The sequence below is a fragment of the Pseudomonas gozinkensis genome, assembly GCF_014863585.1.
Lineage (GTDB): Bacteria > Pseudomonadota > Gammaproteobacteria > Pseudomonadales > Pseudomonadaceae > Aquipseudomonas > Aquipseudomonas gozinkensis.
Genome location: NZ_CP062253.1, coordinates 1,554,669 through 1,568,250 on the forward strand (window position 1 = coordinate 1,554,669; position 13,582 = coordinate 1,568,250).

The 13,582-nt window shown below is 58.7% G+C and carries 17 protein-coding genes and 1 tRNA gene; 5 read left to right on the top strand and 13 right to left on the bottom strand.

Annotated elements, in window-relative coordinates; translation table 11 throughout:
- The first annotated feature begins 10 nt into the window (after positions 1 to 10).
- From IHQ43_RS06955 to IHQ43_RS06965, 3 genes are all read left to right on the top strand, one after another.
- Positions 11 to 1,360, top strand: a complete 1,350-nt coding sequence (locus tag IHQ43_RS06955) for a sensor domain-containing protein (RefSeq protein ID WP_192563838.1) — start codon at positions 11 to 13, stop codon at positions 1,358 to 1,360.
- A gap of 118 nt (positions 1,361 to 1,478) precedes the next feature.
- A complete protein-coding gene (locus IHQ43_RS06960) occupies positions 1,479 to 1,634 on the top strand; it encodes a KGG domain-containing protein (protein WP_074691067.1) in 156 nt (51 codons plus the stop codon).
- Between the two features lie 75 nt (positions 1,635 to 1,709).
- Complete coding sequence (locus IHQ43_RS06965; RefSeq protein ID WP_039772728.1) at positions 1,710 to 2,213, top strand: DUF4142 domain-containing protein; 504 nt, start codon at positions 1,710 to 1,712, stop codon at positions 2,211 to 2,213.
- Between the two features lie 46 nt (positions 2,214 to 2,259).
- Here the strand turns inward: IHQ43_RS06965 and IHQ43_RS06970 are convergent, their stop codons facing one another.
- Positions 2,260 to 2,670, bottom strand: coding sequence for a low affinity iron permease family protein (locus tag IHQ43_RS06970; RefSeq protein ID WP_192563839.1), 411 nt, complete (start codon positions 2,668 to 2,670; stop codon positions 2,260 to 2,262).
- Positions 2,671 to 2,885: 215 nt separating this feature from the next.
- Between IHQ43_RS06970 and tam the strand changes: the two genes are divergently transcribed.
- Entirely contained in the window at positions 2,886 to 3,656 is a 771-nt protein-coding gene (tam, locus tag IHQ43_RS06975) for a trans-aconitate 2-methyltransferase (protein ID WP_192563840.1), read from the top strand.
- 40 nt (positions 3,657 to 3,696) lie between these two features.
- Here tam and IHQ43_RS06980 read toward each other — a convergent pair whose 3' ends face one another.
- Positions 3,697 to 4,425, bottom strand: coding sequence for a class I SAM-dependent methyltransferase (locus tag IHQ43_RS06980; protein ID WP_192563841.1), 729 nt, complete (start codon positions 4,423 to 4,425; stop codon positions 3,697 to 3,699).
- A gap of 519 nt (positions 4,426 to 4,944) precedes the next feature.
- Between IHQ43_RS06980 and IHQ43_RS06985 the strand changes: the two genes are divergently transcribed.
- Entirely contained in the window at positions 4,945 to 5,313 is a 369-nt protein-coding gene (locus IHQ43_RS06985; protein WP_192563842.1) for a DUF6124 family protein, read from the top strand.
- A gap of 78 nt (positions 5,314 to 5,391) precedes the next feature.
- On the opposite strand, the gene IHQ43_RS06990 is transcribed toward IHQ43_RS06985, so the two are convergent.
- The 11 genes from IHQ43_RS06990 to atzF all read right to left on the bottom strand — a co-directional run bounded on the left by IHQ43_RS06990 (position 5,392) and on the right by atzF (position 13,578).
- On the bottom strand, positions 5,392 to 5,790 hold the full coding sequence (locus tag IHQ43_RS06990; protein ID WP_244142247.1) for a hypothetical protein: 399 nt from the start codon (positions 5,788 to 5,790) through the stop codon (positions 5,392 to 5,394).
- A 216-nt stretch (positions 5,791 to 6,006) separates the two neighbouring features.
- Positions 6,007 to 6,201, bottom strand: a complete 195-nt coding sequence (locus IHQ43_RS06995; protein WP_192563843.1) for a hypothetical protein — start codon at positions 6,199 to 6,201, stop codon at positions 6,007 to 6,009.
- A 44-nt stretch (positions 6,202 to 6,245) separates the two neighbouring features.
- Complete coding sequence (locus tag IHQ43_RS07000) at positions 6,246 to 6,650, bottom strand: type II toxin-antitoxin system HicB family antitoxin (RefSeq protein WP_192563844.1); 405 nt, start codon at positions 6,648 to 6,650, stop codon at positions 6,246 to 6,248.
- Between the two features lie 315 nt (positions 6,651 to 6,965).
- Complete coding sequence (locus tag IHQ43_RS07005; RefSeq protein ID WP_192563845.1) at positions 6,966 to 7,133, bottom strand: hypothetical protein; 168 nt, start codon at positions 7,131 to 7,133, stop codon at positions 6,966 to 6,968.
- A 50-nt stretch (positions 7,134 to 7,183) separates the two neighbouring features.
- The gene (locus tag IHQ43_RS07010) at positions 7,184 to 7,696 is read right to left on the bottom strand and encodes a hypothetical protein (RefSeq protein ID WP_192563846.1); all 513 of its coding nucleotides are present in this window, start codon (positions 7,694 to 7,696) and stop codon (positions 7,184 to 7,186) included.
- Between the two features lie 60 nt (positions 7,697 to 7,756).
- Positions 7,757 to 7,830, bottom strand: a tRNA-Gly gene (locus IHQ43_RS07015).
- 170 nt (positions 7,831 to 8,000) lie between these two features.
- A complete protein-coding gene (locus IHQ43_RS07020) occupies positions 8,001 to 8,885 on the bottom strand; it encodes an alpha/beta fold hydrolase (protein ID WP_192563847.1) in 885 nt (294 codons plus the stop codon).
- Positions 8,886 to 9,201: 316 nt separating this feature from the next.
- The gene (locus IHQ43_RS07025; RefSeq protein WP_192563848.1) at positions 9,202 to 9,894 is read right to left on the bottom strand and encodes a pseudouridine synthase; all 693 of its coding nucleotides are present in this window, start codon (positions 9,892 to 9,894) and stop codon (positions 9,202 to 9,204) included.
- Positions 9,895 to 9,927: 33 nt separating this feature from the next.
- The gene (locus IHQ43_RS07030) at positions 9,928 to 10,146 is read right to left on the bottom strand and encodes a cysteine-rich CWC family protein (protein ID WP_192563849.1); all 219 of its coding nucleotides are present in this window, start codon (positions 10,144 to 10,146) and stop codon (positions 9,928 to 9,930) included.
- Positions 10,147 to 10,151: 5 nt separating this feature from the next.
- On the bottom strand, positions 10,152 to 11,639 hold the full coding sequence (locus IHQ43_RS07035; RefSeq protein ID WP_192563850.1) for a sensor domain-containing diguanylate cyclase: 1,488 nt from the start codon (positions 11,637 to 11,639) through the stop codon (positions 10,152 to 10,154).
- 166 nt (positions 11,640 to 11,805) lie between these two features.
- A complete protein-coding gene (atzF, locus tag IHQ43_RS07040) occupies positions 11,806 to 13,578 on the bottom strand; it encodes an allophanate hydrolase (RefSeq protein WP_192563851.1) in 1,773 nt (590 codons plus the stop codon).
- Positions 13,579 to 13,582 lie beyond the last annotated feature (4 nt).

A 13,582-nucleotide genomic window follows, 5' to 3' on the forward strand; every position in this document is an offset into this window, starting at 1 on the left:
TTTCTGAACCATGGAAAGCCGAAATTCCGCGCCGCTGGCGAGTTACATCGATCTGTTGCTGGACGCCGTTTGCGCGGTCGACAGGCAGGGTCGTTTCGTTTTTGTCAGCGCGGCCTGCGAGCGGATTCTCGGCTATACGCCTGACGAACTGATTGGCCAGTCGATGATCGATTACGTCTACCCGGCGGATCGTGAGCGCACCCTGGCTGCCGCCAGCGACATCATGGGCGGCGAGCCCAAGCACAACTTCGAAAACCGCTACTTGCGCAAGGACGGCAGCGTCGTGCACATCCTGTGGTCGGCGCGTTGGTCGGAAGTCGATCAACTGCGCATCGCCGTGGCCCGGGACATCACCGAGCGCAAACTTGCCGAATCCCGTCAGGCGGCGCTGTACGCGATCTCCGAAGCGGCCCATGCGGCGGAGGATCTGCTGGCGCTGTTCAAGCGCATCCACCTGATTATTGGCGAGTGGCTGCCGGCGCTGAATTTTTCCGTGGCGTTGTACGACGAACATTGCGCGCAGCTGAATTTTCCCTATCACGTCGACGATGACGAGTTGCAACCGGAGCAACCCGGCACCGTCACCGGACGCCTGTGTGCGGAAGTGATTCGCAGCGGCCAGCCAATCCTGCTGACCCCGGATTGCCCTCACGCGCCGCCGGAGTTCGCCGCGCTGGTAGCCGGGCAGCAATCGCCGTGCTGGCTCGGCGTACCGCTGAGTTCGAAAGACCGCACCATCGGCGCGCTGATCGTCAAAAGCCTGCCTGGCGGCGAGCGCTACACCGAGCGCGACAAAGAACTGCTGCAATACGTCTGCGCCCAGGTCGCCACCGCCATCGAACGCCAGCAACTGCACGCCCGTCTGCGGCGCATGGCGCAATACGATCAACTGACCCAGTTGCCCAACCGCGAACTGCTGCGCGACCGGCTCAAGGCTGCGCTGAGCCATGCCCGGGAACAGTCCGGGCACATGGCGTTGCTTTACGTCGATCTGGATCGCTTCAAGCAGGTCAACGACACCTTCGGACACACGGTCGGCGACATGCTGTTGCAGGCAGTGGCCAACCGGCTCAAGGGCTGTGTTCGCGAGACCGACACCGTGGCGCGGATCGGTGGCGACGAGTTCGTGGTGCTGCTGCACAGCGTCCACGCTGCCGACGATGCCGACAGCGTGGCGGAAAAGATCCGACAGGTACTGGTGCAACCCATGCGCCTGGACGGACACAACCTGTACATCGAACCGAGCATCGGCGTGGCCCGTTATCCCGAACATGGCGATGAGGAACAGCAACTGTTCCGTCACGCCGACCAGGCCATGTACACCGCCAAACGCCTGAATCATCGGGCACTCGACAGCTGATCGGCGGATCACCGTTCGTCGCGGCGCCGGCAACTTTTCTAAACCTTTGGCAGTCAGGAAATTCTCAATCTAGGCGGGCACCTGCTCGCCGCGATCAAATACCAAGGGGTAGAGAATCATGCCTAATTCAAGAAACTCGAACTCGGGAAACTTCGCCAACGATAAGACCAAGGCGTCTGAAGCCGGTCGCAAAGGTGGGAAAACCACCACCACGACAGTCGACAAAGAGCCAAAAACCGAGATGGGCCGCAAGCCTGCTCAAAAGTCGAAATAGTCGGTGAAGGTTGTTTTGATTGAGAGGCGGGGGCGCAAGCTCCCGCTTGAATTTGCCGAGAAGGAGGGCGCGACCATGAGCCGGATGGCCACCCGAGTACGCCACATCAGTTTTGTCAGCCTGCTGGGGTTGTTTGCCAGCAGCGCGTTTGCCCAGTCGCCCGCCGACTTCATCAACGAAGCCTCGGCCAAAGGCATGGCCGACATCGAGGCCAGTCGTCTGGCGCACAGCAAGGCCGAGTCCAAAGAGGTCAAGGATTACACCATCGTCGTCATCAACGACCGCACCACCGCCAACCAGCATCTGGCGAAAATCGCCAAGAAACTGGACCTGCCGGTGGCACCCCGCGAAGAAGTCGCGGACAAGGCGAAGGCGTTGATGCCGGAAGTCAAAGAAGGCGCGAGTTTCGATCAGGCCTACGCCGCCAGCCAGGTCAAGGCCACGGAAGAAGCCATCGAACAGATCCAGCAGGAAGCCCAGACCACCGACGTGCCGGAGATCAAGGCGTTTGCCGACGAGACCCTGCCGAAATTGCAGAGTCATCTGGAAATGGCTCGGGCACTTCAGGCCAGTCGCTGAATCCGCAGTAATAAAAACGGCGCTCATGGCGCCGTTTTTGTTTGCTTCAGCAGTCGTTCAAATCCTGTTTTGGCTTGCTCTTGTCCCCCAGACCTTCCAGGTCAAACACCTCATTCTCGCCCATCGCCCGGTAATGCCGGCGCAGTGCTTCCAGCTGCTTGAGATCCAGCGACTCCAGCCCAAGCATCGCGTTCTGTGCCTCCTTGTTCACTCGCAGCAACTCATCGAGTTTCAAATGAAGGATATCGGTGTCGCGGTTCTGGGTGTTCTGGATCAGGAACACCATCAGGAACGTGATGATCGTGGTCGAGGTATTGATGATCAGTTGCCAGGTGTCGTTGAAATGAAAAATCGGCCCGCTCAACCCCCAGAGCCCGATCAGAATCAAAGCCCCCATGAACGTCTTGGGGCTGCCGGCCCAGAGTGCGAGCGTCTGTGAAACCTTTGCGAATTTCATGGCCGTGTTCCTTGTTGGGGGGAGCTTGAAATTCTGACATCGGAGGGGAGCGGAAAATTCTACTTACAGTTTTCTGAGTACCCGTGGGCACGGCGGAGACAGCGCTCCCGGCGATATCGGACGTACGTAGGGGAAGGCAGATAAACACGATCGCTGTATCGTGACGGCAGCTGCTTTTCCACGTTTCGCCAAAACGTCCAAGACAGGAGAACGCAATGACCTGGTCCGCCAAACAATACGTCACTTTTGAAGATGAACGCACCCGCCCGGCCCGCGACCTGCTGGCGGCGATTCCTACGCCCGAGGCGCGTTCCGTGGTCGATATCGGGTGTGGCCCCGGCAACTCGACGGAGTTGTTGGTGGAGCGTTTTCCGGGGGCGAAAGTGCAGGGGCTCGACAGTTCGCCGGACATGATCGACGCCGCGCGCAAGCGTCTGCCGCAGTTGCAGTTCGAGGTGGCGGACATCGATAAATGGGCCGATGAAGGGCCGTTCGATGTGATTTTCGCCAACGCCGTTTTGCAGTGGGTGCCGGATCACGCGACGTTGCTGCCGGCGCTGGCGGGCAAGCTGGCGCAGGGCGGTAGCCTGGCGATTCAGATGCCGGACAACCTCAACGAGCCGTCCCATCGGTTGATGCGTGAAGTGGCTGCCCACGGGCCTTGGGCCAGCAAACTGGCGGGGGCGGCGGGGCAGCGGACGGAAATGGCGGATGCCAGTGCCTATTTCTCGATGCTGCGGCCGCATTGCGCGCGGGTCGATGTGTGGCGCACCACGTATCACCATCAGTTGGCGGGCGGCGCCTCGGGTGTTGTCGAGTGGTTCAAGGGCAGTGGTCTGATTCCGTTCCTCAGTCCGTTGACGGAAGCGGAGCGGGCGGAATACTTGGCGCATTATCTGGCAGAGGTCGCGAAGGCCTATCCGGCGCTGGCGGATGGTTCGGTGTTGTTGCCGTTTCCGCGGTTGTTCATTGTCGCCACACGTTGAAATGAAAAATGGCCGATTAGATCGGCCCTTTCTTTCGGAGTCAGCGCTGTACTGCGACCAGCATCATCATTGGTCGCTCACGCTCTTCAGCGAGGGCCGGTTGCGCGGCCACTTCGGCATCGCTCGGGCCCCATTCATTGAGGTGTTGAATCGTGAAACCTGCGTTGATCAACGCGTTGAGCAGCGTGCCGATCGTGCGATGCTGCTTGATCACACCGTCGGCCAGCCAGTTGGTCACCCGCTCGCCTTCCATCTGATAACTGTCCAGCGGCCAGCGCTTGTTGCCCTCGCTGTCGATAAGCCAGCCCGGATTGCGCGGTGCCATGAAGATCGGATGCTCGATGGAAAACACAAAATGCGCACCGGGTTTAAGCGCCGCGTGCAGCTTGGCGAACAGCCCCGAAAGATCCTTGATGTAGTGCAGTGCCAGTGAGCTGTAGGCCAGATCGTAGGTGCATGCAGGCAAGTCGAGGTATTCCAGGTCGGCACGTTCGTAGCGGATGTTCGCGGCCGAGGTGGTTTCCTTCGCCCGTTCGAGCATTTTCTCCGAGACATCCAGCCCCAACACTTCAGCAGCGCCGTGTTCGCTGGCCCAGCGACAGAACCAGCCGTAGCCGCAGCCCAGATCCACCACCTGCAAACTGTGCAGGGAGGGCAACAAGGCTTTCAACGCGGGCCATTCCGGCGCGGCATCGAGGCCGCCGATGGAGCGGTTCATCTGGCTGTAGCCCTGGAAAAATTCGGGATCGTCGTAGATGTTCTGGGTCATGGGTTTGCTGCTCTTTTGAATTTGATTTGGGTGGCACGCAGGCCACGGTTTTGAATCCCTCGAAACGTGATGGCGCGTATTCGTCGATGGCCGAGCAGGGGGAGGGTGGTGGGCGATGGGGAAATGCTAGCGGGTCGTGGCGAGTGTGAGAACCGGCGGAGTGTTGGGGATCTGTAAACGCGGTTTTTCGATTCGGGATGTTTAAAGAGTGGGTTCCGTTTACTGAACCTTCCCACAAGGTTTTCAGGTTGTCCGTCGGAAGTGCGGGCTCTAGCCTGTGTGGGTCGCTGATGAATCGGCGATCGGGATTGGAACCCCGAGGAGAGTTGGAACGCACAATCGTTATTCATGACGTATGCTGCGCACCTTGAATGTGTGCACTCTGTTATGGCGGCTGTGCGCGGGAGACCTTCGGGTCTGCCGGGTTGTCTCTCCCCGGGTTCCAACCTGCGTACAGCTGCCTCCTCTCGCGTGGAACCGAATGGGTCAGCTCCAACCTGTTTTTGGAGAGATGAAATCATGTTCAAGCCAACCCCGAATCCCCCCGAAGTCGAAACCGACCCAACATCCCCCTACACCTCAGTCGACTCCAGAAAACTCAACGACGCCGCCAACCGTGCCCTCGATCACTACCTCTGCCCCGGCGCCCATGTCATGGGCACGACCAACCAGCCCGACCCGATGTACTTCGCCAACCCGGCCTACGACACCGAATCCCTGCTGGCCAACGCCAGCGAATCACTGGGTTCGGCATCCGAGATGCTCAACAACTTCGCCGCCACCCTCGACCCCACCCACCGCAGAACCGCGATAGGCATTGCGCAGTTGGTGATGCTGGGGGAATTGGCGGTGAATCAGGCGCTGGATCATGTTGAGTTGAAGAGTTAACTGCGTTGATGCAATGTTTCAGAAGGCATAAAAAAACCGGCTCATTGAGCCGGTTTTACTTTACGAAGGTTTTCTCCTTCAAGGTGCGCAGGGCTCCAGCTGATCGACATCAGTGCCACTGCCAGCGCTACGGTCAACCTCGCCATTGCTCCCGATATGAATTTTAGTCGTGGGCCATTTCGGGGTGATCCTGATGCAATGGTTTTGCCCGGCATTACGCCAATCAAACTCCATAAAAAAGTCATCATCGGCAAACAGATGCCCTGGTCCGCCCGTAGACTCTCCGGGGGCAAGGTTTCCGCGAAAGATCTCATTTTGCGTATTCAGCACAAACCTCAAATCACCTGTGCCTTCTTTCGAGAAATCAATCTCGACGCGTGGCACTGCGACGTACCAAACCAGATACGTCAACACCACCAGAATGAGTAACCGCATAACGATATAGAGCGGGCGTCGCTTACTTGCATTCGTGGACACGGACTACATCTCCCCATGTCCTGGCAACGGGTAAACGTGTTTATCACCCAAGCGTGCGGAAGAAAGCATGAGTCGTCCTTGTTGAGTACGTCCGTTAACCCCAAGCGTCCTCTTGGGCGTGCGAATGCTAGCGGAGTCTCAAGGACTGGTCGCTGGGAAACGTCTGAAAACATGGCGAGCATCACGCCATATTTGTGTGCGGCGATTCCTACAGGATTACTGGTCGTTCGTTCGGATGTCGTTCTTTTCAGTGGGCATCGGGTAGTGCTTCTTCTCATATTGCTCGATAAGCACTGCGAGGTTTTCCAGTTCATTTCCATCGGATGATCCGGGTTCAGCCCCCCAGAGCTTTTCCATCCGAGCAAATGCAATGTTCAGGTCTTTTCGGTTACGGATGGTTTCGCTGTTCATTGCAGATTTTCCGTGCAGATCAGATCCATCGGGGTCGAGATTATTCACGAACTCAACATACGCAACGCAGCCGAAGCCAAAAAAGCGGAACGACTCTTTTCCTCCGGATGCTGGCTGACGTGAAGGTCTATGCGGCTCAACAAGTAGCCTGGAAGTGTGATGTTGACCTTTTGCGTATTACCCAGGCACTGACTGATGTCCACATCCACCAGCGCCCATACGCAGTTTGCAAACCTCGGATCGGAAACATGGTTACTGACCTTGCTGGCGGCAGGTATCACGGCACCGCTCTCAGCGAGAATCGCGATGTGGGTTTCTATCGCTTCTTTGGCCATTTCCAACGCATGGTCCTGATCGTTTCCGGCGGAGAAACAACCGGGGAGGTCTGGTACTTCAACACCCCATGTTGAGTTGCCTTCGCTGGTAGATATTGCGATTGGATAAAGCATGCGGATCATTTCCCTTGGGGCCGAACGCTTCGACATAGGAGCGCTCACGACATGAGTGGTTGACTGTCAGGAGCGTAAGCGTAGACGGGGGGAATTCAATCAACGTGTTGTTTCTGAATGGTTCAAAACTAGATTGCGTGCCACTAGACATCAGGCCCCAAAACGGCCATTTACACCGGTTTATTGAGTTTCTCCCCTGTAATGATCCGCGCGCGACTCGCGTATTCTTTTCGTCCAAAAACTTGAGAAGTATGCCAACGGTAGAATGAAAAAGCCCGGCACTTGGCCGGGCAATTTTGGAGGCCAGTAACGTGATCAGGCTTGCTTTACACGTGTCACCAGCATCATTTCATTCTGTTTTTTGATGGCTTCAGTCAGCACTTCACTGTAAACGCGTTTTTTCTCTTCCGCTTTCGCATTACGAATGAAGTCTGCGAATGGACTCGTGTACTCCTTTGGGCATCCGAGTTTCATGGAAAACATGGGGTAGCTCCGTCATTTATCTCAAGCATGGCCATCACATTTTAGAAACTTCAGCGTAGCGGGCCTTGCAAACGTTCACGTTCCTCCTCAGATAGAAGCTCGCGAGCTTGAATCTCAAGTGACACATAAACCAGTGCATGCATCGCTCCGCAAAGGTAGGCGAGACTGCCATTCAATGTTGTATCTCCAGAGGCGGTGACCAACGCATCTCGGCAATTATCGGATTTGGCCTGATCTGGCTCTAATTCGTGAGCCATCAGATTTCTCAGCTTGTTCAGCTGGTTCACCATTACCCAATAATGTTCGGTCGCCGAATTAACGGGCATAAACGACCTGGCCAATCCGACTATTTGCTGAAAGGTGAGTCGCAATCCGCGTAAGTGGTCGGGATTTCGAACTGATTGGTAGCAAAAATCCCGAATTACTCCCTCGATCAACAAGTGAGCTTTCAAGACTGCGGATTGCTCATCCAGTTTTGAAGAGAAATGTTTGCTGAAAAGGTCCCCGTGTGTTTTGAGGAACTGCGGACCTTCAAAATTCTCATCGGTAGGAGTGGCGGACATCGGAACGGCCCCCAAAACGGCGGCGAAGGATCTCAGCTAAGCTGAAACTCTTGAAATGATTGGAGCGGGTGAAGGGAATCGAACCCTCGTTATCAGCTTGGGAAGCTGGAGTAATGCCATTATACGACACCCGCTCAGAGCGGCTGACTTTGTACCAGACTCGGCCACGGATTTGAAGTTTTCTTTGCACGCGAACAACGGAAAGTCCTGAAACAGAGCCGAAATCGGTCAATCGCGGGCAAGCACTGCGGGCTGGAGGACGGCTGAATCTCAGCCTCGCAGGCTTGCTCGCGACGACACTGTTTCAAATGGCCAATGCATGGTGATCCTGGACGAGCTGGTAACGCGTTCGGCTGGCCTGTTGCGCCGGTTTCAGGAAACCGAGCAGGGCGTTCTGGCTGTCCCGGCAGGCGGATTTGTGTTCCATGTCGAGGAAATGCCCGGTGGCCTGCAGAGTGGTGAAGGTGCTTTGCGCCACATGGCTGCCGAACAGGCGCGCATCTTCGGCGGCGGTGTATTCGTCCCATTCGCCGTTCATGAACAGCACCGGCACGTTGATTTTCTTCGCCGCGTTCAGATAGCACTGACGGTCGCTGTGCAGCACGTCGCTGATGTGGAAGTGCATCTGCCCGTATTCGTGCTCGGCGAGGCTGCTGACGTGGCGATAGTTGAAGCGCTTGAACAAAGACGGCAGGTGTTTGCCGATGGTGTTGTTGACGAGGTGGCCGACCCGGTCGCCATCACGTTGGCCGAGGCATTCGACGCCGCGTTCGAGGTAATCAAGCATGTGCGCGTTGATCACCGGAGAGAACGAGCTGATCACGGCTTTTTCGATTCTCCGAGGCTGACGGGCGAGGGCGACCATGGTCGCGGCGCCACCCCAGGAGAACGACAAAACGTGTTCGGCCGCGAAGTGATCGATCAGCTCCAGCAGGATCAGACCTTCGACTTCTTTTGTCAGATGTTTCTCGTGGCGATTGTGGACTTTCGACTTGCCCGCGTAGGGCTGGTCGTAGCAGACCACATTGAATTGCGGGTGCAGATTTTTCACGGTTTGTGCAAACGACGCAGTCGTGGCCATCGAGCCGTTGACCAGGATGATGGTCTTTTCTGCGGCGTCTGCGCGATAGAACTCCGTGTAAACCCGATACTGACCCTGTATATCCAGCACAGCGATTTCTGGCCTCATGTCATAAGACTCCTGGCAAGCAAGCGGGTATGCGCGCAAATAGAGATTGCACGAGCTTTGTGACAGGTAGGCATACGCCTGGAATTTTGGAGCCCATGTCGATCCGGAACGGCAGGTCGACGGGTATTGTTATTGGCGGGCAATCTGCCGGCTGAGGCGCAGCCCTGAGGGCTGTCTACCGGCAAAAGGTTTCTTAGAAGTTATGTGTGACTCATCGGTCACAATTTGGCCGACGTCCTGATTCAAGCAGGGGGATCCGGATCGCGCAAGTGCCGTTGGTAAATTGTTCGACAACTTCTGCTGAGCGGTCGGGTGCTTAGAACAAATGAATCTCTTCGGTGCGCAAGGGGCGGTACTCGCCCGGTTTTAGCGCGTGATCCAGCGGCAGCGGCCCCATGGATTCGCGGTGCAGGCGCAGCACTTTGTTGTTGAAGTGGCCGAACATGCGCTTCACCTGATGGTAACGACCCTCGACGATGCTCAGCCGCGCCGTTCGCGGGCCGAGCACTTCCAGATGCGCCGGTTGGGTGGTCAGGTCTTCGAAGGCGAAGTAGATCCCCTCGGCGAACTTGATCGCATATTCCGGGCCGATTTCCTGTTCGGTCTCGACGTAATAGACCTTCGGCAGTTTGGTCTGCGGCTGGGTCAGGCGCCGCGACCAGCTGCCGTCGTTGGTGATCAGCATCAGCCCGGTGGTGTTGAAGTCGAGGCGTCCGGCGATGTGCAGGTCGTCTTTGTCTGGCTCGTGGATCAGGTCGAGGACGGTCGGGTGCTCGGGATCGCGGGTGGCGCTGACGCAACCCTCTGGTTTGTACAGCATGAAGTAGCGCGCCGGTTTGCCGCTTTGCAGCACTTCGTCGTCGACTTCGACGCGGCTGAATTCCAGGACTTCGCTGTGAGGGTCGCTGACGACTTTTCCGTCAATGCGCACGCGCTTTTCCACCAGCAACAGGCGAACCTGTTTGCGGTTGTAGCGGGGCAGGTTACTGAGGAAACGGTCGACACGCATGATCAGGAATCGGCAGGTAGCGGGCCGCGCATCTTACGGGATCGGCGGCTTGGCCGCTTGCAGTTGCGCCTCGACCTGGGCGCAACGCGGGCACAGGCAGGACTTGTCACGCAGTTCCGGCGGCAGGGCTTCGAGCACTGCCGGGTCAATGGAAACGCCGTAGCACCAGCAGGCACGGTCGGCGGTGCGCGGGTCGGCCAGGGTGCAGTCGTTGCGCGCGCCGCAGGCCGGGCAGAGGTCAGGTGTGTTCATGAGTGTCAGGCATAGGTCGAGTGAGGCATTTCCACGCAGGTGCGGTTACGGCCGGTCTGTTTGGCCCGGTACATCGCATGATCGGCCCGGGACAGCAGGCTGTGCAAGGTGTCATCCGGTTGCAGAGTGGTGGCGCCGATGCTGACGGTCAGATTCAAGGTGTGACCGTTGTAGGCATATTCATGCTGTTCGACGTGCTGGCGGATCTTCTCGGCAATCTTCTGGCCGGTTTCGCCATCGGTGTCCTTCAACAGAACAATAAATTCCTCACCGCCCCAACGGCAGACGATGTCGGAGTGGCGCAGGCAACTTTGCAGGTCCCGGGCGAACCCGATCAGCACCTGATCGCCGGCCATGTGTCCGTAGGTGTCATTCAAGACTTTGAAGTGGTCCAGATCCAGCAGCAGCGCGGTCAGCGGTTTCGGCTCGCGGTGCGCTTCGTGCAGCGCTTGCACGGCGAGCAGGTCGAAGCCGCGACGGTTGGGCAGTTCGGTGAGGCTGTCGAGGGTGGCCTGGGCGTGGATTTTTTCCTGATAGCGGCGGATCAAGCGGTTGACCAGGGCCAGCACGATCAACGTCACCAGCAGGCAGATCAGCAAATTGAGGTACAGCGACTGGCGGATTTCACTCAGCGCGCCGTCTTCGCGTTTATCGACGAACAGGTACCAGTTCAACTCCGGAATGAACCGCACGTTGAGGAAATGTCCCTGACCGTGGGCGGAATATTCGTAGCTGCCGCTGTGGGGTTTGGGCAACTGGCTGACCAGGCCTTTCATGCTGTCGAGGTCGTTCAGGCTTTTCCCGACTGGTGCCCCTTCCGGCCCGCCCTCGGCGCCGGTCAAGACCAGTCGGCCGAAGGTGTCGACGAAGTAAACGCTGCGTTGATAACGCTGCTGGTACTTGTCGATCAGCTTGATCACCGCGTCCACCGTGAGTCCCACGCCGGCGGCGCCGATGAAGCGATCGTTGTAGTCGTAGACCTTGTAGTTGATGAAGAAGGTCATGTTGTCTTTGTTGGCCAGGTCCGGGTCGACGTTGATCTCGTACGGATCCTTCATGTCGCGTACGCGGAAGTACCAGGCGTCGCGCGGCTCGTCGATCTTCACCTGCTTGAGCACGCCCTTGGCGTGGTAGTAGGTGTGGGTGCTGTTGGAGACGAAAAATGCGGTGTAGGCGCCGTAGTGGGTCATGACCTCGTCGAGGTAGCGGGTCATCTGATCGCTGTCTTTCTCGCCGTTCACCACCCAGTCGCGCATGAAGGTGTCGCGGGACATCATCGAGGAAATCAGGATCGGTCTGACGAGGTCTTTCTGGATTTCCGAATACACCGTGTCGGAGGTCAGCGGCAGTTCGGTGTTGACGATGTTGTCGCGGATCGACGCCCGCGAGGCGTAGTAGCTGAGCAGCGAGGTGGCGAGGAAACCTGCGCCGAGGAGGGCGACCAGAGTCAGTACCAGCGAACGTTGGGAGTAAAACGCAGATCTGAGCGGCATTGGCAGTTCCGTTGACAGTGACCCGATGAGCAGCATTCTAGTGGCACGGCGGGGAAAAGACTGCGGGATTTGTGCCTGAAATGCGGGGGGATCAGCCGGGCAGGGTGTCTGGAGAATGGCTTGCTCATCCAGCCCCCTCCCGGAAGGAGAGGGGGCGGCTTTCGTCTCAGTTTCTGGTTTGCAGATACGCTCGCCACCCGCCCGGATGGCTGATGTCGACCGCACCTTCCAGGCCGTAGGGTTCACAGATGAAACCGCTTTCCCAACGGCCGTCCGCCAGTTGTACCTTGCCCAGGCCCAGCGGTGCCGGGATGCCGGTCAGGAACGAGCCCAGCTCACTGCTCGGCAACTCCCAGACTTCCACCGCAATCGCCACGCCACCCTCCGCCACGCGCAGCATCCCCGGACGCGACGGCGGGCCGCCGGCCAGTGCATAGAGTTTGTAGTCCTTCGAACTGTAAGTGGCCTCGATCAGGCGTGCGCCGCGTTGCCGCAACTGCCAGTTCAGGGCCAACCCGTCCAGGTGCGCGCCGCAGACCACCAATCGCGCACGGTCATGGCGCGCCGGGTTGTCCGGCGTCGGCAGCGCGGGATCCTGCTGGCGCTGCAAGGCATCCGCCACACCCAGCAAATACTGATCGGTGAACGCCCGACCAAACAGCGTTACACCCCACGGCAGACCGTTGTCCATGAAACCGCTGGGCACGGCGACGGCGGCGTAATCGAGCAGGTTCATGAAGTTGGTGTAGTAGCCCAGTTCGGAGTTGCGCAGCACCGGTTCCGCGTCGAGTTCCGCCAGCGTCACCGGACGACCGATGGTGGGCGTGAGCACGCAGTCGAGTCCTTCCAGTGCTTTATCGCAAACGGCTTTCAGCGCTTGCAGGCGATATTGCGCGCGGAACGTCTGCACGCCGCTGACGGCCGGTGCTTTGGCCAGCACCGCGCGGATCACCGGCAGCACCGCTGCAGGATTTTCTTCCATCAACTCACCGGCCACGCTGTAGCGCTCGGCCACCCACGGCCCTTCATAGAGCAACCGCGCCGCTTCGAGGAACGGCGAAAGGTCCAGCTCGACCGCCTCACCGCCCGCAGCCTTGAGGCGGTCGATGGCATCGCCGAACAGGAGCGGGCCTTCCACACAGCCGAAAAATTCCAGGTCCTGGGCGCGCGGCACACCGAAGCGGAACGGCCGTGGTACTCCGAACGCAGAACCGTCATTCCAGGACGGATTGCTGCGGCTGTATTCGTCCCGTGGATCGAGGCGCGCGGTCAGGGCCAGCAGTTGGCTGGCTTCCCGGGCCGTTGCGGTGAACGTGGTGACGCAATCGAGCGTGCGACAGGCCGGCAGCACGCCGGCGGTGGAGATCAGGCCTTTGCTGGCCTTCAGGCCCACCAGATTGTTCAACGCCGCCGGCACCCGGCCGGAGCCGGCGGTGTCGGTGCCCAGCGCGAAACTGGCCACACCGAGTGCCACGGCCAGCGACGAACCGGCGCTGGAACCGCCCGACGGATATTCCGGCAACACGCTGTTCGGGCACACCCCATAGGGCGAACGGCTGCCGTTGAGGCCGGTGGCGAACTGGTCGAGATTGGTCTTGCCCAGCGGGATCGCTCCCAGTGCCAGCAGTTGCTCGACGATGGTCGCCGAACGTTCTGGTACGTAGGCGAACGTCGGGCACGCGGCTGTGGTCGGGACACCGGCCAGGTCAATGTTGTCCTTGATCGCGAACGGCACGCCGTACAGCGGCAGGCTGTCGAGGTCGCGATCGTCGAGGGCGGCCAGGTAAGGCTCAAGTTCCTCGGCGCTGAGCAAGTGGATAAACAGGTGATAGTCCGGGTTCAGCGCTGCGGCTTTTTCCCGCAACGCCAACAGTAATTTCCGGGGTGTGGTGTCGCCATTGCGGTAGGCCTGGCGCAAGGCATCGAGTTGCAGATTCATGGGT

What these genes read in the sequence shown, in the direction of transcription:
- IHQ43_RS06955 (WP_192563838.1), top strand. Translation starts at nt 11, where the DNA reads ATGGAAAGCCGAAATTCCGCGCCGCTGGCGAGTTACATCGATCTGTTG.
- IHQ43_RS06960 (WP_074691067.1), top strand. Translation starts at nt 1,479, where the DNA reads ATGCCTAATTCAAGAAACTCGAACTCGGGAAACTTCGCCAACGATAAG.
- IHQ43_RS06965 (WP_039772728.1), top strand. Translation starts at nt 1,710, where the DNA reads ATGAGCCGGATGGCCACCCGAGTACGCCACATCAGTTTTGTCAGCCTG.
- IHQ43_RS06970 (WP_192563839.1), bottom strand. Translation starts at nt 2,670, where the DNA reads ATGAAATTCGCAAAGGTTTCACAGACGCTCGCACTCTGGGCCGGCAGC.
- tam (WP_192563840.1), top strand. Translation starts at nt 2,886, where the DNA reads ATGACCTGGTCCGCCAAACAATACGTCACTTTTGAAGATGAACGCACC.
- IHQ43_RS06980 (WP_192563841.1), bottom strand. Translation starts at nt 4,425, where the DNA reads ATGACCCAGAACATCTACGACGATCCCGAATTTTTCCAGGGCTACAGC.
- IHQ43_RS06985 (WP_192563842.1), top strand. Translation starts at nt 4,945, where the DNA reads ATGTTCAAGCCAACCCCGAATCCCCCCGAAGTCGAAACCGACCCAACA.
- IHQ43_RS06995 (WP_192563843.1), bottom strand. Translation starts at nt 6,201, where the DNA reads ATGAACAGCGAAACCATCCGTAACCGAAAAGACCTGAACATTGCATTT.
- IHQ43_RS07000 (WP_192563844.1), bottom strand. Translation starts at nt 6,650, where the DNA reads ATGCTTTATCCAATCGCAATATCTACCAGCGAAGGCAACTCAACATGG.
- IHQ43_RS07005 (WP_192563845.1), bottom strand. Translation starts at nt 7,133, where the DNA reads ATGTTTTCCATGAAACTCGGATGCCCAAAGGAGTACACGAGTCCATTC.
- IHQ43_RS07010 (WP_192563846.1), bottom strand. Translation starts at nt 7,696, where the DNA reads ATGTCCGCCACTCCTACCGATGAGAATTTTGAAGGTCCGCAGTTCCTC.
- IHQ43_RS07020 (WP_192563847.1), bottom strand. Translation starts at nt 8,885, where the DNA reads ATGAGGCCAGAAATCGCTGTGCTGGATATACAGGGTCAGTATCGGGTT.
- IHQ43_RS07025 (WP_192563848.1), bottom strand. Translation starts at nt 9,894, where the DNA reads ATGCGTGTCGACCGTTTCCTCAGTAACCTGCCCCGCTACAACCGCAAA.
- IHQ43_RS07030 (WP_192563849.1), bottom strand. Translation starts at nt 10,146, where the DNA reads ATGAACACACCTGACCTCTGCCCGGCCTGCGGCGCGCGCAACGACTGC.
- IHQ43_RS07035 (WP_192563850.1), bottom strand. Translation starts at nt 11,639, where the DNA reads ATGCCGCTCAGATCTGCGTTTTACTCCCAACGTTCGCTGGTACTGACT.
- atzF (WP_192563851.1), bottom strand. Translation starts at nt 13,578, where the DNA reads ATGAATCTGCAACTCGATGCCTTGCGCCAGGCCTACCGCAATGGCGAC.